Consider the following 25138-nt stretch of genomic DNA (forward strand, 5'->3'; position numbering starts at 1 on the left):
CTGGAGCTCTTCGTGGACCTTTCCTCCCTGACCGCCATCGACGTCCACACCCACGTCGAACAGGACGGCCACGGCTGTTTCGCCCTCGACCAGGAACTGCTGGACGCGTCGGAGAAGTACTTCCGCGCCGGGCAGGACCGCACGCCGACGGTGACCGCGATCGCCGAGCACTACCGGGCCCGGAACATGGCCGCCGTCGTCTTCACAGTCGACGCGCCGGCCGCGACCGGGCACCCCGCGCTGTCGAGTGAGGAGATCGCCGACGCGGCCGCCGAGCACGCGGACGTGCTCATCCCGTTCGGCTCGGTCGACCCGCACGCGGGCAAGGCCGCCGTGCTGCGCGCGCGGCGCCTGGCCGGCGAGCACGGGGTGCGCGGCTTCAAGTTCCACCCGAGCCTGCAGGCGTTCGAGCCCAACGACGTCCGGTACTACCCGCTCTACGAAGCGATCGCGGAGCTGGGCGTGCCGGCGCTGTTCCACACCGGGCAGACCGGCATCGGCGCCGGCCTGCCGGGTGGGCACGGCATCAAGCTGCGCTACTCGAACCCGATGCTGCTCGACGACGTCGCCGCCGATTTCCCGGACCTGACGGTGATCCTGGCGCACCCTTCGGTGCCGTGGCAGGACGAGGCGATCTCGGTCGCGACGCACAAGGCGAACGTGTACATCGACCTGTCGGGCTGGTCGCCGAAGTACTTCCCGCCGCAGCTGGTCCGCGCGGCCAACACGCTGCTGAAGCGGAAAGTGCTGTTCGGGTCCGACTTCCCGGTGATCACCCCGGACCGCTGGCTCGCCGACTTCGCCGAACTGGAGCTCAAGGACGAGGTGCGGCCGCTGATCCTCAAGGAGAACGCCATCGAAGTACTCGGACTGGCGTGAGTTTGTCCGCTACGTCCCCGGGCATCCGCATCCCTTCGGGTCTCACGATGGGAGGCGGAGTCGTGGCGGAGGGTGACGTGCACACCTATTACGAAGACGGACTGTGGAAGAACCGCGTCGAAGGCGGCCGCCGGGCGTCCAACACCTCCCCCCGCCGCGTCGACGCCGTCCTGGCGGGGCGGCAGATCGCCCGGAAGCGCCGGGTCGGGCACTTCGTCCACACGCCGGAAGGCGAAGTCGAGACCGAGCGTGACTACCGGCCCCGCGCCCGGCGCTCGGACCAGGGCCGATGATTCCGGACACATCGGGTGTAACGACTCACCCGTTCGGACGATAGCCCATTCGTGTCCGGGGACGCCCCGGCCTTCACGAACGGACTATCCATGGCTCGACTCCGCTTGGCCGCGCTCCTCACGGCCGGTTCCCTCGCCCTCGTCGGCTGCGCCGGCACCGAAACGCCGGCCCCGGCCGCCGCCGGCACCCCGACGGCCGCGCCGTCGTCGACGCCGGCTCCCCCGGCTCTCGACGCCGCCAAGGTGGGCACCGCCGTCGCGGACGCCGCCAAGCAGGCGACCGCGGTGCGCGTCAAGGGCACGATGGCCCAGGAGGGCAGCACCATCAACCTGGACCTGCAGCTCAACGCGGACAGCGCGAGCGGCACGGTGGTCAAGGACGGCCTCGAGATCCCGGTGATCCGGATCGGCGACAAGTACTTCTTCAAGTTCACCGAGTCGCTGGTGAAGCAGGCGGGCGTCCCGGCGTCGGCGGCCAAGCAGATCACCGGCAAGTGGGTGTCGTCCACGGCCAAGATCGGCCAGGGCATCGCGGAGGCGTTCAAGGAGTTCCTCGACTACAAGTCGTTCACCCAGGGCACGCTCGGCGAGCTGGCGACGGCGAAGTTCAAGCCCGGCGAGCCGGCCACGCACGCGGGCACGCCGGCCCTGACGTTCTCGAGCACCGACGGCACGGCCACGGTGGCGGCGGCCGAGCCCCACTACCTGCTGCGCATGGCGGACCCGAAGAACGGCGCGATGGAGTTCAGCGACTGGAACAAGCCGACGACGGTCTCGGAGCCGCCGGCCGCGGAGATGTACTCGGGCCCGGGCGCCTGACCGGACCCGCTCAGCGTCCGCAGGCCACCCCGGTCCGGCCGACGGGGGCTTCCGACGTCGCGAATGACTCATTCGCGACGTCGGAGGTCCCCCATGAGCCATCCGCGACCTTCCGGGCTCGCCGCGGCCGGGACGCACCGGAGCGCGGAGCCCGGCCGGGTCAAGCACGGGCCAGCAGGGCCCACACCGTCTTCCCACCCGCCCGCGACCGGCTGCTCCCCCACCACTTCGCGACCTTGGTGACCATCCGCAGCCCCAGGCCCGCGTCGGCCAGGTCGAGGCCCTCCCGCAGCACCGCCGGGCGCGCGCTCTCGTCCGCGACCTCCACCGCCAGGGTCCGGCGGCGCAGCTCGAGCCGCAGGCGGGGCACCGAATCCGTGTGGCGGAGCGTGTTCTCCACCAGCTCCGTCGCGACCAGCTCGGCGTCCTCGGCCAGCTCGGGCACCATCCACTCGGCGCAGACGCCGCGGACGAAGCCGCGGGCGCGGGCCGATGTGCGCGGTGACCGGTCGAGCAGGCGACCCACGCGCCTGCGGGCCGGGCGGGTCAGCGCCGCCTCCGCCGTGGCCGCGTCCGGGTACACCGGGACGCAGCTCGCGGCCAGCGCCGCCCGCTGTTCCGGGCGACCGGTCACCAGCGCGAACGGGATGGCCGGCCAGTCGCCGACGCGGAGCGCGACCAGCGCGAACACCTTGACCAGCGCGCGGTCGCGCAGTTCGAGGCGCTCGATGTCGATCAGCACGCCGTCGTCGGAATCCACCGCGAACTCGAGCAGCCGGTCGCGCAGCTGCGGGTACGTGGTCCGGTCCAGCACGCCGACGACCGCGGCCTTCGCCGGTGCGCCGTGCCGGGGGACCAGCCACACCGAATTGTGCCGGGCGAGCACCGGTGACCACCTCCTCCGCGACGATCACCCGATCGGATAACCCGGCCCGAACCCGTCAAACCCGGCGAGCCCCGATCGACGCGACCGAACGGGCGAACCCGCGCTCACGACGGAGGCATGCCCCCGCGGTCGGCGTCCGCTTCGTCGCTGTCGTTCGCGCGGGGCTCCTGGTCGCGGAACGTCGGCTCGGTGTGCTCGCCGGCGATGTCGGCGTCGGCTTCCAGGCTCTCGGCCGTCACCGGGTCGATTTCGGGAGTGCTCATGGCTTCCTCCGATCGGGCGAAACCGGGGCATACCCGGCAGCGGGAGCGGCGAAACGCGTTTGCCTGCCGCGCCGCCGGGCATGCCGCCGGGCGGGTCCCCCGGCCGAGGGGCCTGCTCACCGAATTCGGAGGAAGCGACCATGGCATCGATGGAGACCGAGGTCCGGCGAACCCCGCGCCAGCTTCTCGCCGCGATCGTGGGAGTGGTTTTCCTGCTGGTCGGGGTGCTGGGGTTCATCCCCGGCGTGACGACGAACTACGACATGATGGCCTTCGCCGGGCACGATTCCGGCGCCCTGCTGCTGGGCGTCTTCGCCGTTTCGATCCTGCACAACATCGTGCACCTCGCCTTCGGCGTCGCCGGGCTGGCGCTGGCGCGGACCGCGAGCGGCGCCCGGGCGTTCCTCGTCGGCGGCGGGGTGATCTACCTGGTCCTGTGGCTCTACGGCCTGCTGATCGACCACGGCAGCGCGGCCAACTTCGTCCCGGTGAACACCGCCGACAACTGGCTGCACCTCGGCCTCGGCGTCGGGATGATCGCGCTCGGCCTGATCCCGCTGGGCGCCACGCGCGGCCCCGTCGCCGGCTCGCGGTGACCGGGTGCCGGGCCGGACGGTGCGCTCACGACGGCCGTCCGGCCCGGCTCCCCGCGTAGGCCCGCTCCCGCAGCCGCGCCAGCCAGCCCGGCGCGAACTCCAGTCCGCCGGGCCGGTTCCGCATCGGGTCGAACGCCGGCGCGGCCCCGCCGGTCTCCGTCAGCGTCAGCACGGCGCTGTCGCACCAGCGCCCGTCTTCGCGGCCGGTCCGGAGCACGAACTCCCACTTCCCCGCCGCGCGTGCCGCGTCGAGTGACGCCTCGACCCGCGGTTGCGACGACGACGCCCGCGCCCCCAGCCAGACGAGCCGGTCGGCCCGGCGGTACGGCGCGAGGCTGCTGTAGGCGCCGGCGGTCCACGCGGCCGCCGGCCGGGGCAGCATCCGGCCGAGGTGGCCGCGGCCCGCCGTCGTCAGCAGGATGTCCCACGGCCCGCCGTCGCGGCCCGCCCCCGGGATCCGCACCGCCAGCCCGAGCGCGTCCGGCAGCCGCCCGGGCGTGCCGGCGCCCTTGGACAGCCGCGCGACGACGGGCGCCGGCCCGGACGGCCAGGGCAGGTCGTCCGCGACCGCCCGGAGTTCCCCGCGCAGCACCACGCCCGCGGGGTGGAAGGCCGGAGCGCGGCGCAGCGCCGCCAGCCCGCGGAACGCCACCGAGACGAGACCGGTCATGTGTACTGCCCTCCGGGCCGGGGTAATCGGATCACCCACCCGATACCCGTGCGGAGCCCGGAGAAACCGCACCGACCTCGAGGAGCCGGCCATCGCCACCGCGGTCCTGTTCGACGTCGACGGCACGCTCGTCGACTCCAACTACCTCCACGTCCACGCCTGGCACCGGGCGTTCCATGCGCTGGACCGGCCGGTCGACTCCTGGCGCGTGCACCGCGCGATCGGCAAGGGGTCCGGCAAGCTGCTGCGCACCCTGCTGGGCGACGAAGACGCCGACCGCGTCGGCGAGCGGGCGAAAGACCTGCACAGCCGCTTCTACCTGGAGACGGCCGACCTGCTGCGGCCGTTCGACCGCGCGCCCGACCTCGTCCGCGAGCTGGCCGGGCGCGGGGTGCGCGTGGTGCTGGCGACGTCGGCGGGGCCGGACGAGCTCGACGCGCTGCGCAAGGTCCTCGCCGTCGACGACGTCGTCGCCGGCATCGTCTCCGGCGACGACGTCGAAGCGACGAAGCCCGACCCGGAGCCGGTGTTCGCCGCGCTCGAGAAGGCCGGCACCGCGCCGGCGGAGACGATCTTCGTCGGCGACGCGGTCTGGGACGTCCACGCCGCCACCAAGGCCGGCGTGCGCACGGTCTCAGTGCTCTCGGGCGGTGTCGGCGCGGCGGAGCTGACCGACGCCGGCGCCGTCGCGGTCTACGACGACGCCGCCGCGCTGCTGGCCGGGCTGGACGAGAGCGTGCTGATCAGCTGATCTTGCGGGCGACCAGCCGTTCCACCAGCCCGAGCTTGAACCGCTCCCGCCGCTCCACCGGCAGCCCGAGTGCTTCGACGAGCTTCAGCGGCCGCCGCCGGAAGTGCTCGCCGGCCAGCGGGACGCTTGCCAGCTCGACCAGCCACTGCACGGCCCGCACCAGCCGCGACGACGACGCGACGTGGTCGACCAGGATCAGCCGCCCGTCCGGGCGCAGCACCCGCGCCATCTCCCCGACCGCGGCCGCCGGGTCGGGGATGGCGCAGAGGCCGAACGTGCAGACCACGGCGTCGAACGAGCCATCGGCGAAGGGCAGGCGGTGGGCGTCGCCCACCCGCAGGGTCACCGGGCGGCCGAGCCGCCGGGCCCGGTCGCGGGCGATGGCGAGCATCCCGTCGCTGAGGTCGAGGCCGGTGAGCGTCACCTCCGCGGGGTAGTGCGGGAGGTTCAGCCCGGTCCCGGCCGCGACCTCGAGCACCTCGCCGTCGGCCTGGCCGCACGCCCACTCCCGCGAGTCGCCGAAGAGCCGGCGGTCCCAGACGCCCATCTCGGCGTCGTAGCCCGCGGACTTGCGGTCCCAGTACCGACGCCACCGCTCCGCTTTCGTCATGTCCTCCAGCGAAGCACGGATCGGCGCCGCCGGCCCGGACGACGGCTACTCGACGTGCGCCGCCGCGGCGAGGATGACCTCGGCGACCACCTCGGGCTGCGACACCGCGACCGCGTGCGAAGCGTCGATCCGGCGGACCGTCGAGGACGCGCGCTCGGCCATGAACTCCTGCGCGGCGGCCGGGATCGCGTTGTCCTGGTTGGCGATCAGCGTCCACGAGGGCAGCTTGGTCCACGCCGGGGTGCCCTCGAACGGCGCCGCCAGTGCCTGCTGCGCGACCGGCCGCTGCGTCACCGCCAGGACCGCCGCGGTGGCCGCGGGGACGTCGGCGGCGAAGACCTCGGCGAAGTCCGCCGGCTTGATCGACAGCTCGGGCTCGCCGTCGTGCTCCAGGACGTCCGTGGTCTCCGGGCCGAGCTTCGCGCCCGGGTAGCGGCCGGACAGCTCGAACACGCTCTCGCCCGCGTCCGGCTGGAACGCGGCGATGTAGACCAGCGCACGGACGTTCGGCGCGTCGGTGGCCGCGCGGCTGATCAGCGCGCCGCCGTAGGAGTGCCCGGCCAGGACCACCGGGCCGGGGACGCCGTTGACGACGTCCGCGACGTAGGCCGCGTCGGACTCGACGCCGCGCAGCGGGTTCGCCACCGCCCGGACCGGATAGCCCTGCTCCTGCAGCTTCGCGACGACCCCGGTCCAGCTCGACGAGTCGGCGAACGCGCCGTGGACCAGGACGATGGTGGGCTTGCTCATGGCTGGCTCCTTCAGAGAGAACGATCGGTCTTTCTGCTAGCTACTCTGGACCGCCCGGGCCGCCGCCGCAATGTGACGAAGCCGATCTGGCAGAACGATCGGTCTTTCTCTAAGCTGCGGGGATGAGGACTGCCGAGCCGCACCCGAAGGACCGGCTGCTCGCGACCGCCGCCCGCCTCTTCTACGCCGAGGGCATCCACGCCGTCGGCGTCGAGCGCCTGGTGTCCGAAGCCGCGGTGACCCGGGCGACCTTCTACCGGCACTACCCCACGAAGGACGACCTGGTCGCGGCCTACCTCGCCGAGACGAGCCGTCAGATCCGCGAAGCCGTCGCCGAGGCACGGGCGGGCAAACCGCCGCGCGACGCCCTGGCGGACACGATGGCCGTGGTCGGCAACGCGACCTGCGGCGACGACTTCCGCGGCTGCCAGTTCCTCAACGCCGCCGCCGAATACCCCGATCCGGAGAACCGGGTGCGCCAGGTGATCGACGACCACCGGAAGTGGTTCTTCGAGGTCCTGCGCGAGCAGGCGGCCGCACTCGGTCACCCCGAGCCGGCCCACGCGGCACGGGTGCTCGTCCTGCTGCGCGACGGCGCCCTGCACGGCGGCGAACTCGACGAACCCGGAAAGGTGCGCACGACGCTGCGCCGGGCCGTCGACGACTTCCTGCCCGCCTGATCCCGGGGTCGTCTTCACCTGCACAAACCGGGCAAACCTAGGCCGAACGGGTTACCTTGGGCACGGAAGGTGACGGAGGACCGAGATGGCGGCACCCGACGCGGCGCGCGTCCCGGCCTGGATCGAGCCCATGCTCGCCAAGGCCGACGGCGGCCGGCTGCGCAGCGGCCCGGAGTGGGCCTACGAGTACAAGCTGGACGGGTACCGGGCGGCCATGCGGATCGGCCAGGACGGCACGACCGTGCTCACCAGCCGCAACAACATCGACTTCACGGCGGAGTTCGCCGATCTCGCCGGCGTGCTCACCCCCGCGCTGGACGGCCGCGCCGCCTACCTGGACGGCGAGATCGTCGTCTACGGCGAAGACGGCCGGATCGACTTCGAGCGGATGCAGGAACGCCGCGGCCGCTACGTCCGGCACCAGAGCGGGCCGAAGGGGCTGGAGTTCCGGGACGTCCCGGTCCGGTTCCTGGCCTTCGACCTGCTCCGGCTCGGGGACCGGAACCTGCTGGCCACGCCGTACGACGAGCGCCGCCGCCTGCTGGCCGAGCTGCCGATGCCCGATCCCTACCGCGTTTCGGTGGTGCGCGCGGTCACGTTCGACGAGCTCGCCGCCGACCGCCGCACGCCCGCGGACTTCCTGGCCGACGCCGCGTCCGCCGGCTACGAGGGCGTCGTCGCGAAGCTGCGTTCGTCGGCCTACTCCCCCGGGCAGCGGCCGGACTCGTGGCTCAAGCACCCGCTGATCCGGACGCAGGAGGTGATCGTCTGCGGCTGGCGGCCCGGCCAGCGCAGCTTCACCGGCACCCTCGGCGGGCTGCTGCTCGGCGCGCACGACCCCGCCACCGGCGACCTCGTCTACATCGGCGACGTCGGCACCGGCTTCAGCCAGGCCACCCGCGCCGGCCTGCAGGCGCAGCTGCAGGGCATGGAGCGGCGCACGCACCCGTTCGTGACGACGCCGCCGCGGGAGGACACCGTCCGCGCCCGCTGGGTGGAGCCGCGGCTGGTGGGCGAAATCGTCTACCGCCAGTTCACGCGAGCGGGCCGCGTCCGCCACACGGCGTGGCGCGGCCTGCGCCACGACAAGGACCCGGCGGAGGTCCTGGCGCCGCGCGCGGTGCCGCACGAGCCCGCCGCGCCGCCCGCGCCCGCGGTCGAGCCGCAGCGGATCACCGTCCAGGCGGGCAACCGCCGGCTCACGCTGTCCAATTTGGACAAGGTGCTGTACCCGGCGGACGGGTTCACCAAGGGCGAGGTGATCAACTACTACTCCCGCGTGGCGGAGGTGCTGCTCCCGCACCTCGCCGGCCGGCCGGTGACGTTCATCCGCTACCCCAACGGGGTCGAGGGCCAGAAGTGGTTCGAGAAGAACGTCCCGAAGGGCGCCCCGGACTGGCTGCGCACGGTGCGCGTGGCCGGCACCGGCGGCACGATCGACTACCCGCTCCTGGACGACCTCCCGGGGTTGGTGTGGGCGGCGAACATGGCGGCGCTGGAGCTGCACGTTCCCCAGTGGACGGTGGAGTCGGGCACCCGGCGCCCCCCGGACCGCCTGGTGTTCGACCTGGACCCGGGCCCGGGCACGACGATCGTCGACTGCTGCCGGGTGGCCGAGCGCCTCCACGACCTCCTGGTCGCGGACGGGCTGACGCCGTACGCGAAGACGTCGGGCTCGAAGGGAATGCAGCTCTACTGCGGAATCAGCACGGACGACCCGGCGGCACCGTCGGCGTACGCCAAGCGGATCGCCCAGCGCCTGGCCGCGGAGACACCGGAGTCGGTGACGGCGACGATGGCGAAGGCGCACCGAACGGGCCGGGTGTTCATCGACTGGAGCCAGAACAGCCCGGCGAAGACGACGGTGGCCCCGTATTCCCTGCGCGGCCGCGACCGCCCGACGGCCTCGGCACCGGTGACGTGGGAAGAGGTCCGCGCGTGCCGCCACGTGACGCACTTGACCTTCACGGCGGACGACGTACTCGACCGGATCGACGAGTACGGAGATCTGCTCGCCGGGTTGGGCAAGGACAGCGCGCCGCTGGGGTGACGGTCAGTGGCGCCGCAGGAGCCGCTTGACCTTGCCGACGACGGTTCCGACCGGGTTGCGCCGCCGAAAGGAACCCTGTTTCGCCGGCGACTCGGGCTCCGGCTGGGCTTCCGGTGCCTCGGCCCGAAGCGCGTGCTTCGGCTGCTGCGGAACGCGCTCCTCGGCCGGATGTTCCTGCGCCGCGAGGGGAGACGGTTCCGGTGCGGGGCCGGCGACCGGCTGCACGGCGCGCGGGGCAGCCGAAGCCCGCTCAGCCGCCGGCTGCGGCGATCCTTGCGGGATGACCGGCACCCGAGCCGGCGGCGCCGCAACCTCCACCGGCCGCGGCCGCCCTTCCGGCACAGCCGGCAGCCCGGCAACTTTTTGCTCCGCCGCCGCTCGCGGCAGTCCTGAGTCCCGCCCCGGCGAAACCGGCCCCTCGGCAACTCCCCGCCCCACTGGCCGCACCCCTCCACGCACCGCCGCGGAAACCCCGGCCGGCACACCGGTTCCCGCCTCGCCGGCCTGCGGCCGCGGCGCCGGGATCTCCCCCGCCATCCTCCCCGACTCCGGGACCTCCTCCGGCCGCGGCAAAGCCGGGCGCCCGAGCATCTCCGGCGTGATCGCCGGCGTCATGAGCGGGGTGTGCGCCGCGTCCGCGTTGGGCGTTGCCGGCTCGCGGGCCGCCGGATAGCGCGCCAACGGGTCGCTCTCGATTGCCGCTCCGTCGCGGCGGTGGCTCCGGAGGAGGCCGCAGCACCCCAGCAGCCCGAGCAAACCCGCCAATCCCCACCACACCGTCATGACGTTCCTCCGTTCCTCGCTCCCCGGATATCCGGACCCGGCCCGCCCAATCCGAGCGTTACCCGGGTGGGTGACACCGTCACCCCAGCCGCGGCACGTCCCCCGGAAACGTGATCGGCAGCGAATACAGGCCCCGTGCCGTGCGGCCGCCGCCCAGCCAGCCGTGGAAGAAGATGCGGCCGTCCACCACGTCCGCACCACCCGGGGCGTCCACCTTGCCGCCGAGGAGCTCCGTCGACAGGAACCGGCCGTCCGCCTTCACGAACGCGCCACCCAGCGTCGGCGCCGACGCGTAACACGTGTGGTAGCCCGTGCTCTCGAACGTGTCGGCCGAATAGAACAACAGGTACCGGGACGCCGTCTTCACCACCGAAGGCGCCTCGACGACCGACTTCTCCGCCGTGAGGTCGGCCCGCAGCAGCTCGGTGCGCGGGCCGGCGAGCGTGCGTCCGTCGGCCTGCAGCTTCTGCGCCCAGATCGCCGACGGCGGCCCGGTCGCCGCGCCGTCGCTCTTGTAGAGCAGGTAGCGGGACCCGTCCGCGTCGACGAACGTCTGCGGGTCGATGTCGCCGTGGTCGCCGGGCTCGCACACCAGCGGCCGGTCGCCGGCCGGCGTGTACGGGCCTTCCGGCTTCTTCGCCGTCGCCGCGCCGAGGCACATCTCGCCGCCCGCCGTCTGCGCGGCCGCGAAGTACAGCACGAACGTGCCGTCCGCCAGCTGCGTGACGTCCGGGGCCCAGAACCCGCCGTCCGGCTTCGCCCACGCGGGCACGGCGCCCAGCGCGTCACCGGTGACGCGCCACGGCCCGTCCGCGGCGGCGGCGCCGGCCACCGGAATCCGCGTGGTCTTCGTGCCGGTGGCGAACGCGAAGTAGCCGGACGCGGTCTTGACGACGTCCGGATCGGGGAAGTCCTGGTTGATCAGCAGCCGCGGCGCGCTGACGGCCGCCGCTTCCGGGGCCACCGCGAACGCGGCGGCGACGGCGATGACGGGCACGAGACTCTTGAATCCCATAGGCGATTTTGTCGACACCCCAACGGTTCCGGCAACGGCAGGCGGACGTCGTCACCGGGAAGCGTGGACTTGCCCGCGTGCCCGGATCGGGTGGATTCGACCGCGCCGCGCGGGGTAGCCGCCGACTCATGCACGCAACGAGCGGCCGAGGGGCGTACCGCGCCGGCCATCCCGTCGGCGAGTCCGAAGGCGCGGCGGCGCGGCAGGAAAAGCCGCTGGGTGCCCCGGGAAAGCCGCTCGACCGCCGCTCGCCGTTCTTCACCGGGCTGCTCGCCGCGGCCGGGGTGCTCGTTACGGTCGCGGTCGTCGAGCTCCTCCTCGCGGCCTCGGACGTGCTGCTCCTGATCGGCATCGCGTTCTTCCTCGCGGTGGGGCTCGAACCGCTGACCGCCCGCCTCGCGCGCCGCGTGCCGCGTCCGCTCGCCGCCGCCGTGGTCGTCGTCGCCGGGCTGGCCGTCCTCGGCGGCGCGCTCGCCGCGGCCGCCGTCCCGCTGGCCGACCAGGCGACGCGGCTGCGGGACGGCGCACCGCGGTACCTGACGCTGCTGCGCGACCACGGCACCCTGCTCGGCCAGGCCAACGAAACCTTCGGCCTGGAAGCCGCCCTCCGGGCGATCCGGCTGTCCGACGTCGCGAAGTCGCTCGCGGCGCTGCTCGGCGACGCCGTGATCGTCGTGGTGCTCGCCACCTACTTCGTCGCCGACTTCCCCCGGATCCGCGCGGCGCTCTACCGGCTGGCCCCGCGGTCGCGGCGGCCGCGGGTGATCCTCATCGGCGACGCGGTCTTCCGGAAGGTAGGCGCCTACCTCGTCGGCAACGTCGTGGTGTCGCTGATCGCGGGCGCGGCGGCGTTCGCGTGGCTGTCGGCGTTCGGCGTGCCCTACCCGCTCGTGCTCGCCGTGCTGGTCGCCGTGCTCGACCTGGTGCCGGTGGCGGGTTCGGTGGTGGCCGGCGCCGGCACCACCCTCGTCGCGCTCACGGTGTCGGTGCCGGTCGGGCTCGCGACCCTCGGCTTCTTCGTCGGCTACCGGCTGGTGGAGGACTACGTGCTGCTGCCGAAAGTGGTCGGCCGGGCGGTGCGGGTTCCCGCCTTGGTCACCGTCGTCGCGGTGCTGCTCGGGTTCGAGCTGCTCGGGGTCGTCGGCGCGTTCGTCGCGGTGCCGGTCGCGGCCGCGGTGCTGCTCGTCGTGCGGGAAGTGGCCGTGCACCGCCTCGACCGGACCTAGGAAGACCGCCGCGCGGGGTGCGCCCCGCGCGGCGGTCCGGCCGGAGGTCAGTTGCCCTGGGCGGTCCCGCCGTCGGCGATCTCACCGGCGGCACAGTTGTCCGGGTTCTGGCCCTCGGCCTCGTGCGCGCCCGGGGAGAGCACCGGCACGCCGATGCCGTTGGCGGTGTCGTGGACCGGCACCTGGACGCCGAGGACGTTGACGTCGTTCTCGCAGACGCCGCCGACGACGTTCAGGTTGTGCACGGCGTCGAGGTTCTGCACGTTGCCGACGAGGCCGAACTGGTCGGTGGAGTCGACCGGGTGGCCCGCGACGCTGACATTGGCCGCGGACGCGGATCCGCCGAACACCGCCATCCCGGCGGCGAGGGCGGTGGCGACGAAGCCGAGCTGCTTGATCACGAGAAAAATACTCCTTCTGCGTACCCACCGGACCATCCGGCGGGGGATCGGGGGAAAGGAACGGGCCCGGCTTCGGTTCGCCGGGCCCGGAAAAGTCCGTTAAGGTGCGGTCAGGCCGGGTGGGACCGGCGCACTTCTCCAGCGTCGCGGCCGGTCCCACCCGGGTCGGCGCCATTCGGCGTCGCGGCGTGCCCGGGACGCGGAACCGGAGTGTGCAGCTCGCTCCGTGTTCCGGGCGCGCGGTGCGACGTCCGCGCCGGATTCCCGTGCCCGGAGCCGTTTTCCGCACGCACGGACGGCTCCGGGCACGGAAACTCAGTGGCCCTGGCTGGTGCCGCCGTCGGCGAGACCACCCGAGGCGCAGTTGTAGGGCGACTCCCCGCCGGCCTCGTGCGAGCCCGGCGAGAGGATCGGCACGCCGATGCCGTTGAGCGAGTCGTGGACCGGCACCTGGACGCCGAGGACGTTGACGTCGTTGCCGCACACGCCGAGCGTGCCGTTGACGTTGTGCAGCACGTCGGTGTTGTTCAGGTTCACCAGGCCGACCTGGCCGGTGTGGTCGTAGCCGCCGTAGTGGTGGCCGTGGTGGTGGCCGTCCGGGGTGTCGGCCGCGGCGATGCCGCCGGCCAGGAACGCGCCGGCCGCCGCGGTGGCCGTGACGAAGCCGATCTTCTTCAGCATGGATTGCTCCTCGGTGAACGATTTCGGAGAACGGGACGGCGGTGCAGGTGTGTTCGGCGTCCCGTGTGAGGGGAAACGTACTGATGCCGCGGCGGCGTTTCCACTTCGTGCCACCATCGTGTGGGTACCGCGGGCCCCTGACCGCGCGAGGTGTGGCCCGATCGGGTTCCCTTTGCTGCCAGGACCTTTCCTGCTCCACCTCGGGAGATCGCTTGCGGAGCAAGGAATGTTTCGGGCACGCCAAAGAGCCCTGCGCCGGATGACGCAAGGCTCTCAGGCGGGATTTCCTATTCGGGCCAGGCCTCGGCTTCGGCCGTGAGCGCGGTGGTGACGTCGATCTCGCCCGACCGCACCCGCCACGCGAGCGAGTCCGGCCGGGGCTGCAGCAGGTGCCACCCGACGACGTCTTCGTCGGTGTAGCAAGGGTTTTCGTCGTCACCGATGCCCAGCGCGGCGAAGTACTGGCGGGCGGGCCAGGTTTCGGGGACCCAGGCGCGGGCCCAGCGCACGACGATCCTGGCGAGGTCGTTGCGGCCGTCCGCCGGGTGGATCAGGCGGTCGCCGGTGGTGCAGATCAGGCGTGGCGTGTAGGTCGCGCCGAGCGGCGCGACGACGAGTTCAGTGTTCATTCCTCCCCCGGTCCACGAGAGTGGACGGTGTTGCCCGGCTCGGATGCGCTGCTGCGCGTGAGATGAGGAAGGACGGCCGGAGGCGGACGTGCGCACGCGGCGCGCCCTTGCACGGCTCCGGCTTGAACCGGAAGCCATCTTACGAAGCGGGCGGGCGCCCCGGAATCCGGGCCTCTTCGCCCATTCCCGTGACGGAAGGAGTGAAGGCGGCCATCGGGGGTACACGCGAACGCCACGTCCCGAACGGAAGGAAGAGCCGAGATGAAGAACCTGCTCAGTGCCGGAGTGGCGGCGGCGGCATTCGCCCTGACGGCGGCGACGCCGGCGTCGGCGGCCCCACCGGCACCGATGTACAGCCAGCAGACCGACGACAACGACAACGCCCGCGACGACAACGACGACAACGGCTTGTGGGGCCTGTTCGGCCTCCTGGGCCTGCTGGGCCTGGCGGGCTTGGTACGGCGCGGCCCGAAGGCGGGGGCAATGGCGGGATACCCGGCCGCGGGGTCGAACCAGCCGCCGGCGAACGCGTACCCGCCGGCCGAGCCGCGGCAGAACCCGCCGGGCGCCTGAGGGACGCGGGGGTCGCCGCTCCGGTCCCCACCGGGCCGCCAGAACCCGCCAGGCGCCCGAGAGGCACGGCGGCCGCCACCCCAATCCCCACCGGGCCGGCACAACCCGCCAGGCGCCCGAGAGGCACGGCGGCCGCCACCCCAATCCCCACCGGGCCGGCACAACCCGCCAGGCGCCCGAGAGGCACGGCGGCCGCCGCTCCAATCCCCACCGGGTGTTGACGCGCCGAGTGATCGAGGGCCGGCGGCACGAGCCACAAGCAGTCGAGCACCGGCGGCACAGCAGCCCCGGCATCCGACGGGGGCCGGGGCGCGGCCGGCGTCGCACAGCAGGCCCGTGCCCCGCATCTCAGCACCGCCGGCACCGCGCGCCAGGTCTCCCCTCCGCCTCACCAGCGCCACCGGCACCCGGCACCTCGCTCCTCCCGCAAACCCGCACCGAACCCCCGGGTCACCCTGGTGCCGCGCACCGCGAATCCCTCCTCTTCGCGCAGAACGTCCCGGCGCCGTCGGCGCCGGGACGTTCTGCGTTTCCTTCTCCGAATGGCGCCCAGTTGTCAGGTCTCGGCACCGAGGAGACCACAGCAACAGCCGAAAAAACCGGCCCTGTGGCCGCCACCCAGATTAGCGGAGCGTTCGCCGCGCAAGAAGTCTTTTCGCATCGTACCCTACTTAAGAGTGGCTTTCCCACCGCCTGGCAAATGCGCTTGATTACCCATCAATTCTTCTCTTAAACCTCACGATCGGGTGAACGTTCACCGTCACCCGAATCTGCCACCTCTCGCACCTTTGGTGAAGAAAACCCCGTCGATTCAGCCGTCCACCGTAATCGCGCGACACGACCGCGTGAGGACATCACACGCCGTAACCGATGCGTAAAACCGTCGAATAGCCACTTCACGCGATGTCGATGTTTGTTCCGGGGAACCCGCGACGCCGCACACCGTGCGAAATCAAACCACTTCACCCGCCGTCGGCATCCGCTCGCGTTATCGCGGATCGGCGATCACCATGATCGCAGTCGGCATCGCACAATCCCGAGGAGTACGACATGAAAAGTGCACTGACCCGAGCGCTCACGGTGTTCGCCACCGCCGCCGCGGTGACCCTGGCGGGGGTGGGTGTGGCGACGGCGGACGGGCCCGGTGGCAGCGGGTCGTCGAGCACCACGAGCGCCGCGGCGGAGGTCCAGGGCCTGCGCGACCAGCTCGTGTCGCGGGCGGACGACGGGGACGTGCCCGGCACGCAGGCCACCCTCGGCGACCTCGACCCGTTGCTCGTCGATCTGGCCCAGGGCAAGCGGTACACCGTCCAGGCCGCGGCGAAGGACAGCGCCGCCACCGCGCAGAAGGACGCCGCCGAAGCGCGCAAGGGCGTCGACGAACTCGCCGCCAAGGTGGCCTCCCGCCAGTCGCTGCCCCCGGTGTCGGCCCTGCTCAACGCGCTGCTGCAGCGCGTGCTGATCAGCCTTTCCGCGCTCGTGAACGACCTTCTCGGCGGGCTGCCCGTCCCGGTCGGCTAGACCGGCCGGACCCCCGGACGGGCAAGCCGGCGAAAGCCCGGCGCGGATCCCCTCCCGCGCCGGGCTTTCGCCGTCTGCCAAGGTACGGCTATTCGTAGACGACGTAGGCGGGCGTGGGGTTCAGCGCCAGGACTTCCGCCGGGGTCATCAGGTCCGCGCCGCGGCGGGTGTCCTCTTCGAAGAACAGCTTGAAGCCCGGCCGCACGTGGCCGGGAATCGTCTTCATCAGCGTCTTCCACGTCGCCTTCTTGGCGGCGGCCGAGCCGATGCCGTCGACGACCTTGACGACCGAAACCCCCTTGTGCGGCAGCAGAAGCTGCTCGTCGCGCACCACGGACGCCGCCACCTGGTGGTAGATCATCACCTTGGCGGGCAGGTGGTGCGCCTCGGCCAGGCCGCCGAGGTACCGGGCCACCTCGTCGAGCTCGCCGCCGGTCGTGCGGCCGAACTTCCGGCCCGGGACCACGCCCGGTTCCACGGCCCACTCCGGGTCGAGCGCGACACCGACGTCCGGCTCGGCCAGCCAGCGCTCGTAGGCCTTGACCTCGGGCAGGAAGTCGGCGCGGCCGGGCTGGATGTTCAGCAGCAGCAAGCCGTTCAGGGCCCGCGCGGCGTCGAGGTAGTCGCGCACGGTCGAGTCCTCGCAGCGGCTGCGGAACATGCCGTCCTCGCCCGGCGAGCGGTGCACGGTGGTGGCGATCAGCTCGACGACCGGCGTGACCGGACGGCCCGGCGGGAACGTCCCGATCTGGCGGCGCAGCGCGCGGCCCGCTTCGGCGAGATCGCCGGTCATGCGGCCGAGCGCTTTCGCGCCCGGAGCTCCGCAGAACCCGACGAGCAGGCTTTTCTCGAGCGGGTTCGGAGGAGGCGGGGGCGGCGGGGCGGCGACGGCGGCCGGCACGGCCGGCGCCCGCCCCAGCTGCCTCGCCCCGCACGCGCTCGCGGCCAAGCCCGCGAAAGCGGCGGTGAGGACCAGGCGTCGATCGAAGGTTCGTTCGGCGGTGACCGCCTTTTTCGGGACCATCGCGGGAAATTACCCGTAGCCGATCTTCGGCAAACGCGTTTCCCGGGGATCACCACATCGTGCCGGAGCCGGTCGCGGGCCCATGGCCCCGGCCTGCGGAAACGCCGTTTTCCGCGCTGTGCTGGGAAATTCCGGGCTCACCCGACCCGGTGGCCCGGCCCGCACCGGCGGCCGAGGGGACGCACACTTCCGGCATGCGTTGCCTTTTCCGGTTCGGTGCCGGGTTCACCGCCCTCCTCGCGCTGGCGGCCTGCGGCGGTCCCGCACCGGTCGTCCCGGCACCACGGCCGGCGCCCGCCGCCGCGCCGGTCCGCATCACGCCCGCCGCCGCGCGGCAGCTGGGCGCCGACGAGCTCGGCCGGGTGCCGGTCCTGATGTACCACCGCATCGTCGCGCAGCCGCGGTCGGTGTACGACCGCACGCCCGCGGACTTCACCGCGGAGCTCGAACGGCTCGCGGCCGAGGACTACGTCCCGGTCACCACCGCGGAACTGGTGTCGCGCCGGCTCGACCTGCCGGCCGGCGCGCACCCGGTGGTCCTGACCTTCGACGACGGCGACCCGAGCGTGTTCGGCCTGACGCCGCAGGGCCAACCGGCGCCGGGCACGGCGGTCCGCATCCTGCTGGACGTCGCGGCGGCGCACCCGCGGTTCCGCCCGGTCGCCAGCCTGTACGTCAACGAACACCCCTTCGGCGGCGACGCGGATGGCCGCGCGCTGCGCTGGCTGGCCGAGCACGGTTTCGAGATCGGCAACCACACGCGCCGCCACACGAACCTGCGCACGGCAACGGAACCGGCGGCGACGGCGGCCATCGCAGAGGAGGACGCGCTGATCCGCCGGGCGGTCCCGGGCTACCGGCCGGCGACCCTGGCACTGCCGTACGGAAGCAGCCCGCGCCGCCCGGAACTGGCTTTGCGGGGCCCGGGCTATTCGTACGGCGGCGTGCTCCTGGTGGGATCGGGACCGGCGCCGTCCCCGTGCGCGGCCGGGTTCGAGCCGGGCGCGATCCCCCGGATCCGTTCCCAATCGACGGGCCCGGAGGCGAAGTACGGATCGGCCCGCTGGCTCGACGAGCTGGCCACACCGACCGGCCACCGCTACACGTCCGACGGCGACCCGTCGACGGTGGCGTACCCGCGGTCGGCGGCTGCCGTGGCACCGGAGTGTGCGAGCGTGGGCCTTGCCTACTGAACGGCACCCGATGGCCCGCGTGGACTGGCTGCCCCAGCCACGGCGCCGGCCGGAGCGGCAGGCGCAGGCGCCTCGTATCCCACCCCGGACGCCGCAACCGGCCCCGACGACCGAACCCGGATCACCCGCGACCACCGGCTGGTGGCCTCCCGCCGTCCTCGTCTTCGCCGTCGCCCTTGCCCTCGCCCTTCTCCTCACGCCGAAGGCCGCCGAGCCGCGACGTGTCTCCGGGGTCGCCTCCGCGCAGCCCACCGTCAAGGCAACCGCCACGCCCCAGCCCGAGCCCGCCGCCCTGCCCGAGGGCGTTCCCGTCACCGAGACCGGCGCCGGGAGCTGGCACGTCGTTCCCGGGCCGGGCCGGGACATCGGTGCCGGGCCGAAGATCCTCACCTACACCGTCGAAGTCGAAGACGGCGTCGACCTCCGCGGCTTCGACCACGACGTCGACACGATCCTCGCCGACCCGCGGGGCTGGGCCGGGGTCACCTTCCGGCGGGTCGACGCCAACCCTGCCGTGCGGATCAGCCTCACCACTCCCGGCACCGCCCGGCGCCCGGACCTCTGCGGCTTCACCATCCCCTACGACTCCTCGTGCCGGCTCGCGCGTGAGCGCCGGGTCGTCGTCAACCTCGCCCGGTGGCTGCGCGGCGCCCACTCCTACGACGGCGACCTCGCCGGCTACCGCGCCTACGCCATCAACCACGAGCTGGGCCACGCCCTCGGCCACGGCCACGTCGGCTGCCCCGCCCCCGGCGCGCCGGCGCCGGTGATGATGCAGCAGACCTTCGGGCTCTCCAACACCTACCTGGCGCACCTCAACCGCGCCGAACCCGGGGCCGCCGGCAAGGTCGAGCCCGACGGCGCCGTCTGCCGCCCCAACCCCTGGCCGCGCTGAACTGGTTTATACCGCCGTCCAGTGGGTACTCGCGCCGCCTTCGGGAGGGGTGTGCGATGGTGCGGAAGCTTCTGGCCGGTACGACGGCAGTCCTGCTCCTCGCCGGGTGCGGCGGTGTCGGAAGCGGCAACGACGACCCGGCCACGCTGACGACCATGGGTTTCGGCCTCGGCGACGAGATCGCCACCACGCGGGCCGACCTGGCCGGCAAGGCGATCGCGCCGGCCACCGTCAAGGTCGGCGGCAGTGCCTTCGACGCCCAGCAGTTCCTCGCCTCCGTCGCCTCGCACACGCCGCCCGACCTCGTCTACCTCGACCGGCAGCTGCTCGGCACCTATGCCGCCCGCGGCACCCTCGAACCGCTCACCGGCTGCATCGCGAAGCAGCGCATCGACGTCTCCCAGTACCGGCCCGCCGCGCTCGAGGAAGTCACCCTGGACGGCAAGGTGTACGGCCTGCCCGAGTTCTACGACAACCGCGTCCTGCTGGTGAACGACGCCGTCGTCGCAGGGAGCGGGTTCACGCCCCAGGACCTCGCCGACCGCACCAAGCTCGCCGCGGCCGCGCGGAAACTCACCGTCCGCACCGGCGGCGGGCTGTCGCGGATCGGCTTCGACCCCAAGATCCCGGAGTTCCTCCCGCTGTGGGCCAGGGCCAACGGCGTGCAGATGCTCAGCGACGACGGCCGCACGGCGCACCTCGACGACCCGCGGCTGGCCGACGCCCTCGCGTACGCCAAGTCGCTGATCGACGCCCAGGGCGGCTGGAGCGCGGTGAAGGCGTTCCGGGACTCCTTCGACTTCTTCGGCGAGAAGAACCCGTTCAAGCAGGGCCAGCTGGCGGCCACCCTGATGGACGACTGGTACCTCAACGTCCTCGCCAACCACTCCCCCGACGTGCGGGTCACCGCGGCGCCGTTCACCGACACGGCCGGCGCCCCGATCGACTGGGTTACCGGCAGCGCCTGGGTCATCCCCGCCGGGAGCACCCACAAGGAGCAGGCCTGCGCCTGGATCAAGACGATGACCGACGCGCCGACGTGGATCGCCGCCGCCAAGGCCCGTGCCGAGAAGCGCAAGGCGGGCGGCAAGGCGTTCACCGGCGTCTACACCGGCAACCGCGTCGCCGACCAGGAGATCTTCGGCAGCATCGTGCAGCTGAAGGACCGGCCCGCGTTCGACGCCGCCGTCCGGACCGTGCTCAAAGCCCAGGAAAGTGCCTTCACCATGCCGGCGTCCCCGGCCGGATCGGAGTTCAAGACGGCCTGGCAGAACGCCGTCAACCGGGTGCTCTCGGGTGAGCAGCAGCCCGCCGAGGCCCTGCGCCAGGCGCAGCAGGAGGCCCAGCGCGCGCTGGACGCCGCCCGGTGAAGCGCCGCACGCGGGAAACCTGGGCCGCCTATGCCTTCCTGTCGCCGTGGATGATCGGCTTCGTGATCTTCATGGCGCTCCCGATGGTCGCCAGCCTGGTCCTCTCCTTCACCGACTACGACGCGCTGCGGTCGCCGAATGCCGTCGGCTGGGCCAACTACCAGCGGCTCCTCGAAGACCCCGCCGTGCGCACGAGCCTGGTCAACACGCTGGTCTACACCGTCATGTCGGTGCCGGCCACGATGGCCGTCTCGCTGGCGCTGGCCTCGCTGCTCACGCGGGCGGGGCGCCGGTCGGCCGGGTTCTTCCGCACGGTGTTCTACCTGCCCGAGATCACCCCGAAGGTCGCCGTCGGCGTGCTGTTCCTCATCCTCTTCAACGGCCAGGCCGGCCTGGTCAACGCCGCGCTGGGGCTGGTCGGCATCGACGGTCCACAGTGGAGCACCGACGGGCCGTGGGTGAAACCGGGGCTGGTGCTCATGCACCTGTGGTCGGTGGGCAGCACGGTGGTGATCTACCTGGCCGCGCTGCGCGGCGTGCCGCGCGAGCTGTACGAAGCCGCCGAGCTCGACGGCGCGTCGGCGTGGCAGCGGTTCCGGCGGATCACCGTCCCGATGATCAGCGGGGCGCTGTTCTTCACCCTCATCGTCCAGACGATCGCGGCCCTGCAGTCGTTCGACGAGGCCTACACCGCCTTCTACGGCTCCGCGGCCTCGGCGACCTACAGCAACGACGCGGCCCTGTTCTACCTGATCTACCTGTTCCGGCAGGCGTTCGAGTTCCTCCACCTCGGGTATGCGTCGGCGATGGCGTGGCTGCTGTTCGTCGTGATCCTGGCGATCACGCTCGTGCAGGTGCGGCTGAGCCGCCGGTTCGTCTACTACGAAGGCGGTGACCGGTGACGGCTCGGCGCGTGGTCCGCTGGACGGCGCTGGCCGCGGCGACCGTCCTGTTCCTCTACCCGTTCGTCTGGCTGCTGAGCGCGTCGGTGAAGCCGCGTGCCCAGGTCTTCGACAACGTGCTCATCCCCCGCAGCTGGGCCTGGGACAACTACGTCGAGATCTGGCGCGCCGCGCCGGTCGCGGCCTGGCTGCTCAACAGCGTGGTCGTGTCGCTCGCGGCGGCCGTGACCGTGACGCTGACCAGTTCGCTGGTGGCGTTCGGCTTCGCGTACTTCCGCTTCCCGGGCCGCAACGCGCTCTTCGGCCTGGTGCTGGCCACGATGATGCTTCCGGCCGCGGTGACGATGATCCCGGTGTACCTGATCTGGAACAGCGCCGGCCTGGCCCACACGCAGGTGCCGCTGTGGGCGGGGAACCTGTTCGGCAGCGCGTTCTACATCTTCCTGCTGCGCCAGTTCTTCCTCGGCCTGCCCCGCGAGGTGTTCGAGGCCGCCCGCGTCGACGGCGCGAACCACTGGACGCTGTTCTGGCGCATCGCGGTGCCGCTGTGCCGCCCGGCGCTCATCGTCAGTTTCGTGTTCGAGCTGAAGGCGAGCTGGTCGGACCTGCTCAAGCCGCTGATCTACCTGCGCGACCCGGTGCTGTACACGCTGCCCCGCGGGCTCAAGGCGCTGTCCGACCAGTTCGGCCAGGCGGGCGAACAGCGGTGGGAGATCGTGCTCGCCGGCAGCGTCATCACGACCGTGCCGCTGCTGATCGTGTTCTTCGTGGCGCAGCGCCACTTCCTCGCCGGGATCACGACGGAGGGCCCCACTCCCAGGCGGTGAGCGCGCTGCGCATCAGCCGCGCCGCGGCGGGCAGGCGGTCGCCCGCGGCCCAGAACAGCGTGATCGTGCGCCGGCAGTCCGGGCTGTCCACCGGGAGCCAGACGACCGGCACCTGCGCGGAGACCTGGCGGGCCATCGCCGGGTTCAGCCCGATGCCCAGGCCCGCGCTGATGAGTTCCTGGATCGCGGCGGTTTCGTCGCCTTCGAAGACGATCTTCGGCGTCAGGCCGCGGGCGGCGAAGAGCCGGTCGAGCAGCCGCCGGTGCCAGTGCCCGCGGCGGGCGGTGACGAACGGCTCCCCGGCGAGGTCGTCGATGCCGACCGAGGCGCGGTCCGCCAGCCGGTGCCCGAGCGAGGTGGCCACCAGCACCGGCTCGTCGAGCAGCTGCACCCCGGCCAGGCCCTCGTCGGGAATCGGTTGCGACGCCACGCAAAGGTCGACTTCCTGGGCACGCAAGGCTCGCGCCATCGCCTCGGCGGGCAGCTGGTGCAGTTCGACCTCGACGTCCGGGTGGGCCCGCTTGAACGCGGCGAGCGGCCGGGTCAGGGTGAGAAAGGTTTCCGACGCCAGCCGCACGGTGCCGAAGCCCTCGCCGGTCGCGTCGGCGACCGCGCGGCGGCCCGCGTCGAGCTCCCCGAGCGCGCGTTCGACGTAGCCGCGGAAGAGCTTGCCGGCGTCGTTGAGCCGCAGCCGACCGGCCCGGTCGAACAGCGGCGTGCCCAGCTCGTTCTCCAGCCGGGCGATGGTCCGGCTCAGCGAAGGCTGGGCGACGCGCAGCTCCTCGGCCGCGCGGCTGAGGTGCTCCAGCCGGGCCACCACGAGGAACTGCCGCAGGGTCCCCAGATCCACGTCATGCCTCCCGCATCATAACGCCATAGCGATATTGATCTTAGACACAATGCATTCCCGGTCATAGCTTCGAAGTGTGGAGAGACAAGGAAAAACGAGCTGGGCGCTGCGGGTCGTGGCGGCCGCGCACCTGGTGGCGATCGCCGGTCAGCCGGTGTTCGCCGGCGTGTACCTCAGCGGCGACTACGACGGGCTGCGCCTGCACGCGACCGGCGCCGACGTCGTCACGTCCCTCGGGTACGCGCAGCTGATCGTGGCGATCGTGGTCTGGGTCCGGCTGCGACGGGTGTGGCCGTTCCTCGCCACAGCGGCGGTGGCGGCCGCGGAGACGGTCCAGTACTTCGCCGGGCTGGACGGCGCGTTGTGGCTGCACCTCCCGCTGGGTGTGCTGACCGTCGCGGGGCTCGTCACGCTGGTCGTCGCGCTGTGGCGCCGTCCCCTGGAGGCCGTCGATGGGTTGCTGACTGGGACAGCAGCGCTGTCCACGGCGGCCGCGCTCTCGCGGCGTCCCCCGGTCACCGGCGCCGAGCTCCGCAGCGCCGTACCGCTGCCGCCGGCGTTCCAGGTGCCCCTGCCGCTCCCGCGGGTGCTCGCGCCGGTGGCCCCCGGCCGCTACGAGATCACCCAGCGCGTCGCGGAAATCGAGATCCTGCCCGGGATCCGGACGCCGATGTGGACCTACGGCGGCACGTTCCCGGGCCCGGCGATCGAAGCGCGGCGGGGCCGGCCGATCACCGTGACCCACCGCAACGAGCTGCCCGTGCCGACCGTGGTGCACCTGCACGGCGGGCGGACGCCGGCGGACTCCGACGGTTACCCGACCGACCTGGTACTGCCCGCGAACTGGACCGACGGCCACCACGCGATGCCCGACCCGCGGGCCGTGCGGACCCACCTGACCCGCGACTACACGTTCCCGCACGACCAGCGGCCGGCGTTGCTCTGGTACCACGACCACCGGATGGACTTCACGGCTCCGGCGCTCTGGCGCGGCCTCGCCGGGCTGCACATCGTGCGCGACGACGCCGAAGAAGCGCTCGGCCTGCCGTCGGGTCCGCGGGAACTGCCGCTGCTGATCGCCGACCGCGCGTTCGCCGCGGACGGCAGCCTCGACTACCCGTCCGTGGACGGCACCCTGCGGGAACGGCCGGGCGTGCGCGAGAGCTTCCTCGGCGGCGTGCTCGGCGACGTCATCCTCGTCAACGGCGCGCCGTGGCCGGTGCACGAGGTCGACGCGGCCCGGTACCGCCTGCGCGTCCTCAACGCGTCGAACGCCCGGCACTACGAACTCGAGGCGGTCGCCGACGACGGGCGCCGGCTCCCGCTCGTCCAGATCGGCGCGGACCTGGGACTTCTGGAAGCCCCGGTCACCCACGCGGCCCTGCCGATCGGGCCGGCCGAACGCTACGACGTCGTCGTCGACTTCGCGGACGTCCCGGTCGGCGGCCGCGTCCGGCTGCTCAACCGGCTGGGGTCCGGCCGCACCGCCGAGGTGATGGCCTTCCGGGTCGCACGCCGCGCGCGGGACGACAGCCGCGTGCCCGCCGTGCTCTCGACGGACCTGCCGTCGTGGGACCGGCCGGTCCGGGTGCGCGACTTCGCCTTCCGCGCCGGGCACCTGGACCACGGGCGCGGCTGGCTGATCGACGGGCGGCCGTTCGACCCGGCCCGCACGGACGTCACCGTCTCCCTCGGCGACGTCGAGGTGTGGCGGCTGGTCGCCGACGTCCACCACCCGGTGCACCTGCACCTCGCGGGGTTCCGCGTGCGCTCGCGCGGCGGGCGGCCGCCGCTGCCGCACGACGCCGGGCTCAAGGACACCGTCTCGCTGCGCCCGGGGGAAGCCGCGGAGATCGTCGCCCGCTTCGACGGCTACCGCGGCCGGTACCTCTTCCATTGCCACAACGCCGAGCACGAGGACATGGGCATGATGGCGAACCTCGAAATCACCTGATACGGGCTGTCGCGTGCCGTCACCCGGTCGTGGCGCCGCGGGTGCCG

General features: G+C 72.7%; 28 protein-coding genes. 16 read left to right on the top strand and 12 right to left on the bottom strand.

Annotated elements, in window-relative coordinates; translation table 11 throughout:
* Positions 1-12 precede the first annotated feature (12 nt).
* From couO to I4Q55_RS05680, 3 genes are all read left to right on the top strand, one after another.
* Complete coding sequence (couO, locus tag I4Q55_RS05670; RefSeq protein ID WP_206784923.1) at positions 13-879, top strand: 4-hydroxyphenyl-beta-ketoacyl-CoA hydrolase; 867 nt, start codon at positions 13-15, stop codon at positions 877-879.
* A 62-nt stretch (positions 880-941) separates the two neighbouring features.
* Positions 942-1172 (top strand): DUF2188 domain-containing protein, encoded by a 231-nt coding sequence (locus I4Q55_RS05675; RefSeq protein ID WP_206784924.1) that lies wholly within the window; start codon positions 942-944, stop codon positions 1170-1172.
* Positions 1173-1262: 90 nt separating this feature from the next.
* Positions 1263-1991: a hypothetical protein gene (locus I4Q55_RS05680; protein ID WP_206784925.1), complete on the top strand. Its 729-nt coding sequence runs from the start codon at positions 1263-1265 to the stop codon at positions 1989-1991.
* A gap of 160 nt (positions 1992-2151) precedes the next feature.
* On the opposite strand, the gene I4Q55_RS05685 is transcribed toward I4Q55_RS05680, so the two are convergent.
* Both I4Q55_RS05685 and I4Q55_RS05690 read right to left on the bottom strand, forming a co-directional pair.
* Positions 2152-2877, bottom strand: coding sequence for an ATP-binding protein (locus I4Q55_RS05685; protein WP_206784926.1), 726 nt, complete (start codon positions 2875-2877; stop codon positions 2152-2154).
* A 104-nt stretch (positions 2878-2981) separates the two neighbouring features.
* Positions 2982-3140: a hypothetical protein gene (locus I4Q55_RS05690; protein WP_206784927.1), complete on the bottom strand. Its 159-nt coding sequence runs from the start codon at positions 3138-3140 to the stop codon at positions 2982-2984.
* Positions 3141-3289: 149 nt separating this feature from the next.
* On the opposite strand from I4Q55_RS05690, the gene I4Q55_RS05695 reads away from it, so the two are divergent.
* Positions 3290-3736 carry a DUF4383 domain-containing protein gene (locus I4Q55_RS05695; protein ID WP_206785045.1) on the top strand — a complete coding sequence of 149 codons (447 nt, stop codon included), beginning with the start codon at positions 3290-3292 and terminating at the stop codon, positions 3734-3736.
* 25 nt (positions 3737-3761) lie between these two features.
* Here I4Q55_RS05695 and I4Q55_RS05700 read toward each other — a convergent pair whose 3' ends face one another.
* A complete protein-coding gene (locus I4Q55_RS05700; RefSeq protein ID WP_206784928.1) occupies positions 3762-4406 on the bottom strand; it encodes a hypothetical protein in 645 nt (214 codons plus the stop codon).
* Between I4Q55_RS05700 and I4Q55_RS05705 the strand changes: the two genes are divergently transcribed.
* Positions 4405-5157 (top strand): HAD family hydrolase, encoded by a 753-nt coding sequence (locus I4Q55_RS05705; protein ID WP_242545315.1) that lies wholly within the window; start codon positions 4405-4407, stop codon positions 5155-5157. The two genes, I4Q55_RS05700 and I4Q55_RS05705, sit on opposite strands and share 2 nt — an antisense overlap.
* On the opposite strand, the gene I4Q55_RS05710 is transcribed toward I4Q55_RS05705, so the two are convergent.
* Complete coding sequence (locus tag I4Q55_RS05710) at positions 5150-5767, bottom strand: class I SAM-dependent methyltransferase (protein ID WP_206784929.1); 618 nt, start codon at positions 5765-5767, stop codon at positions 5150-5152. The genes I4Q55_RS05705 and I4Q55_RS05710 overlap by 8 nt on opposite strands.
* 45 nt (positions 5768-5812) lie before the next feature.
* Complete coding sequence (locus I4Q55_RS05715) at positions 5813-6517, bottom strand: alpha/beta fold hydrolase (protein WP_206784930.1); 705 nt, start codon at positions 6515-6517, stop codon at positions 5813-5815.
* A 122-nt stretch (positions 6518-6639) separates the two neighbouring features.
* Here I4Q55_RS05715 and I4Q55_RS05720 point away from each other — a divergent pair, with 122 nt between their 5' ends.
* Together I4Q55_RS05720 and ligD are read left to right on the top strand one after the other, a co-directional pair.
* Positions 6640-7197: a TetR/AcrR family transcriptional regulator gene (locus I4Q55_RS05720; protein ID WP_206784931.1), complete on the top strand. Its 558-nt coding sequence runs from the start codon at positions 6640-6642 to the stop codon at positions 7195-7197.
* 85 nt (positions 7198-7282) lie between these two features.
* On the top strand, positions 7283-9247 hold the full coding sequence (gene ligD / locus I4Q55_RS05725; RefSeq protein ID WP_206784932.1) for a DNA ligase D: 1965 nt from the start codon (positions 7283-7285) through the stop codon (positions 9245-9247).
* Positions 9248-9250: 3 nt separating this feature from the next.
* Here the strand turns inward: ligD and I4Q55_RS05730 are convergent, their stop codons facing one another.
* Positions 9251-10003 (bottom strand): hypothetical protein, encoded by a 753-nt coding sequence (locus I4Q55_RS05730; RefSeq protein ID WP_206784933.1) that lies wholly within the window; start codon positions 10001-10003, stop codon positions 9251-9253.
* 106 nt (positions 10004-10109) lie between these two features.
* Positions 10110-11045 carry a glycoside hydrolase family 43 protein gene (locus I4Q55_RS05735; RefSeq protein ID WP_206784934.1) on the bottom strand — a complete coding sequence of 312 codons (936 nt, stop codon included), beginning with the start codon at positions 11043-11045 and terminating at the stop codon, positions 10110-10112.
* Positions 11046-11260: 215 nt separating this feature from the next.
* Here I4Q55_RS05735 and I4Q55_RS05740 point away from each other — a divergent pair, with 215 nt between their 5' ends.
* Positions 11261-12271, top strand: coding sequence for an AI-2E family transporter (locus I4Q55_RS05740; RefSeq protein ID WP_206785046.1), 1011 nt, complete (start codon positions 11261-11263; stop codon positions 12269-12271).
* A gap of 47 nt (positions 12272-12318) precedes the next feature.
* Here the strand turns inward: I4Q55_RS05740 and I4Q55_RS05745 are convergent, their stop codons facing one another.
* From I4Q55_RS05745 to I4Q55_RS05755, 3 genes are all read right to left on the bottom strand, one after another.
* Positions 12319-12672, bottom strand: coding sequence for a hypothetical protein (locus tag I4Q55_RS05745; protein ID WP_206784935.1), 354 nt, complete (start codon positions 12670-12672; stop codon positions 12319-12321).
* Positions 12673-12987: 315 nt separating this feature from the next.
* Positions 12988-13353, bottom strand: a complete 366-nt coding sequence (locus I4Q55_RS05750) for a hypothetical protein (protein ID WP_206784936.1) — start codon at positions 13351-13353, stop codon at positions 12988-12990.
* Between the two features lie 287 nt (positions 13354-13640).
* Positions 13641-13982, bottom strand: coding sequence for a hypothetical protein (locus I4Q55_RS05755; RefSeq protein ID WP_206784937.1), 342 nt, complete (start codon positions 13980-13982; stop codon positions 13641-13643).
* A 261-nt stretch (positions 13983-14243) separates the two neighbouring features.
* Here I4Q55_RS05755 and I4Q55_RS05760 point away from each other — a divergent pair, with 261 nt between their 5' ends.
* The gene (locus tag I4Q55_RS05760) at positions 14244-14555 is read left to right on the top strand and encodes a WGxxGxxG family protein (protein ID WP_206784938.1); all 312 of its coding nucleotides are present in this window, start codon (positions 14244-14246) and stop codon (positions 14553-14555) included.
* A gap of 1050 nt (positions 14556-15605) precedes the next feature.
* Positions 15606-16076: a hypothetical protein gene (locus tag I4Q55_RS05765; protein ID WP_206784939.1), complete on the top strand. Its 471-nt coding sequence runs from the start codon at positions 15606-15608 to the stop codon at positions 16074-16076.
* An 88-nt stretch (positions 16077-16164) separates the two neighbouring features.
* Here the strand turns inward: I4Q55_RS05765 and I4Q55_RS05770 are convergent, their stop codons facing one another.
* Positions 16165-17100: a hypothetical protein gene (locus I4Q55_RS05770; protein WP_206784940.1), complete on the bottom strand. Its 936-nt coding sequence runs from the start codon at positions 17098-17100 to the stop codon at positions 16165-16167.
* 194 nt (positions 17101-17294) lie between these two features.
* On the opposite strand from I4Q55_RS05770, the gene I4Q55_RS05775 reads away from it, so the two are divergent.
* The 5 genes from I4Q55_RS05775 to I4Q55_RS05795 are packed head-to-tail and all read left to right on the top strand — an operon-like array spanning position 17295 to position 22287.
* Positions 17295-18293, top strand: coding sequence for a polysaccharide deacetylase family protein (locus I4Q55_RS05775; protein ID WP_206784941.1), 999 nt, complete (start codon positions 17295-17297; stop codon positions 18291-18293).
* Positions 18294-18312: 19 nt separating this feature from the next.
* Positions 18313-19188, top strand: coding sequence for a DUF3152 domain-containing protein (locus I4Q55_RS05780; protein ID WP_307793124.1), 876 nt, complete (start codon positions 18313-18315; stop codon positions 19186-19188).
* Positions 19189-19244: 56 nt separating this feature from the next.
* The gene (locus tag I4Q55_RS05785) at positions 19245-20558 is read left to right on the top strand and encodes an ABC transporter substrate-binding protein (RefSeq protein WP_206784943.1); all 1314 of its coding nucleotides are present in this window, start codon (positions 19245-19247) and stop codon (positions 20556-20558) included.
* Entirely contained in the window at positions 20555-21460 is a 906-nt protein-coding gene (locus I4Q55_RS05790) for a carbohydrate ABC transporter permease (protein WP_206784944.1), read from the top strand. Before I4Q55_RS05785 ends, I4Q55_RS05790 begins: the two co-directional genes overlap by 4 nt.
* The gene (locus tag I4Q55_RS05795; RefSeq protein WP_206784945.1) at positions 21457-22287 is read left to right on the top strand and encodes a carbohydrate ABC transporter permease; all 831 of its coding nucleotides are present in this window, start codon (positions 21457-21459) and stop codon (positions 22285-22287) included. The genes I4Q55_RS05790 and I4Q55_RS05795 overlap by 4 nt, the downstream gene beginning before the upstream one ends.
* Here I4Q55_RS05795 and I4Q55_RS05800 read toward each other — a convergent pair.
* Positions 22256-23137, bottom strand: coding sequence for a LysR family transcriptional regulator (locus I4Q55_RS05800; protein WP_206784946.1), 882 nt, complete (start codon positions 23135-23137; stop codon positions 22256-22258). The two genes, I4Q55_RS05795 and I4Q55_RS05800, sit on opposite strands and share 32 nt — an antisense overlap.
* 412 nt (positions 23138-23549) lie before the next feature.
* On the opposite strand from I4Q55_RS05800, the gene I4Q55_RS05810 reads away from it, so the two are divergent.
* Positions 23550-25091: a multicopper oxidase family protein gene (locus I4Q55_RS05810; protein WP_374194447.1), complete on the top strand. Its 1542-nt coding sequence runs from the start codon at positions 23550-23552 to the stop codon at positions 25089-25091.
* Positions 25092-25138: the final 47 nt, after the last annotated feature.

The sequence above is a fragment of the Amycolatopsis sp. MtRt-6 genome (genome assembly GCF_017308975.1).
Lineage (GTDB): Bacteria > Actinomycetota > Actinomycetes > Mycobacteriales > Pseudonocardiaceae > Amycolatopsis.

What these genes read in the sequence shown, in the direction of transcription:
- I4Q55_RS05680 (WP_206784925.1), top strand. Translation starts at nt 1,263, where the DNA reads ATGGCTCGACTCCGCTTGGCCGCGCTCCTCACGGCCGGTTCCCTCGCC.
- I4Q55_RS05690 (WP_206784927.1), bottom strand. Translation starts at nt 3,140, where the DNA reads ATGAGCACTCCCGAAATCGACCCGGTGACGGCCGAGAGCCTGGAAGCC.
- I4Q55_RS05695 (WP_206785045.1), top strand. Translation starts at nt 3,290, where the DNA reads ATGGAGACCGAGGTCCGGCGAACCCCGCGCCAGCTTCTCGCCGCGATC.
- I4Q55_RS05705 (WP_242545315.1), top strand. Translation starts at nt 4,405, where the DNA reads ATGTGTACTGCCCTCCGGGCCGGGGTAATCGGATCACCCACCCGATAC.
- I4Q55_RS05700 (WP_206784928.1), bottom strand. Translation starts at nt 4,406, where the DNA reads ATGACCGGTCTCGTCTCGGTGGCGTTCCGCGGGCTGGCGGCGCTGCGC.
- I4Q55_RS05710 (WP_206784929.1), bottom strand. Translation starts at nt 5,767, where the DNA reads ATGACGAAAGCGGAGCGGTGGCGTCGGTACTGGGACCGCAAGTCCGCG.
- I4Q55_RS05715 (WP_206784930.1), bottom strand. Translation starts at nt 6,517, where the DNA reads ATGAGCAAGCCCACCATCGTCCTGGTCCACGGCGCGTTCGCCGACTCG.
- I4Q55_RS05720 (WP_206784931.1), top strand. Translation starts at nt 6,640, where the DNA reads ATGAGGACTGCCGAGCCGCACCCGAAGGACCGGCTGCTCGCGACCGCC.
- ligD (WP_206784932.1), top strand. Translation starts at nt 7,283, where the DNA reads ATGGCGGCACCCGACGCGGCGCGCGTCCCGGCCTGGATCGAGCCCATG.
- I4Q55_RS05735 (WP_206784934.1), bottom strand. Translation starts at nt 11,045, where the DNA reads ATGGGATTCAAGAGTCTCGTGCCCGTCATCGCCGTCGCCGCCGCGTTC.
- I4Q55_RS05750 (WP_206784936.1), bottom strand. Translation starts at nt 13,353, where the DNA reads ATGCTGAAGAAGATCGGCTTCGTCACGGCCACCGCGGCGGCCGGCGCG.
- I4Q55_RS05755 (WP_206784937.1), bottom strand. Translation starts at nt 13,982, where the DNA reads ATGAACACTGAACTCGTCGTCGCGCCGCTCGGCGCGACCTACACGCCA.
- I4Q55_RS05760 (WP_206784938.1), top strand. Translation starts at nt 14,244, where the DNA reads ATGAAGAACCTGCTCAGTGCCGGAGTGGCGGCGGCGGCATTCGCCCTG.
- I4Q55_RS05765 (WP_206784939.1), top strand. Translation starts at nt 15,606, where the DNA reads ATGAAAAGTGCACTGACCCGAGCGCTCACGGTGTTCGCCACCGCCGCC.
- I4Q55_RS05770 (WP_206784940.1), bottom strand. Translation starts at nt 17,100, where the DNA reads ATGGTCCCGAAAAAGGCGGTCACCGCCGAACGAACCTTCGATCGACGC.
- I4Q55_RS05775 (WP_206784941.1), top strand. Translation starts at nt 17,295, where the DNA reads ATGCGTTGCCTTTTCCGGTTCGGTGCCGGGTTCACCGCCCTCCTCGCG.
- I4Q55_RS05785 (WP_206784943.1), top strand. Translation starts at nt 19,245, where the DNA reads ATGGTGCGGAAGCTTCTGGCCGGTACGACGGCAGTCCTGCTCCTCGCC.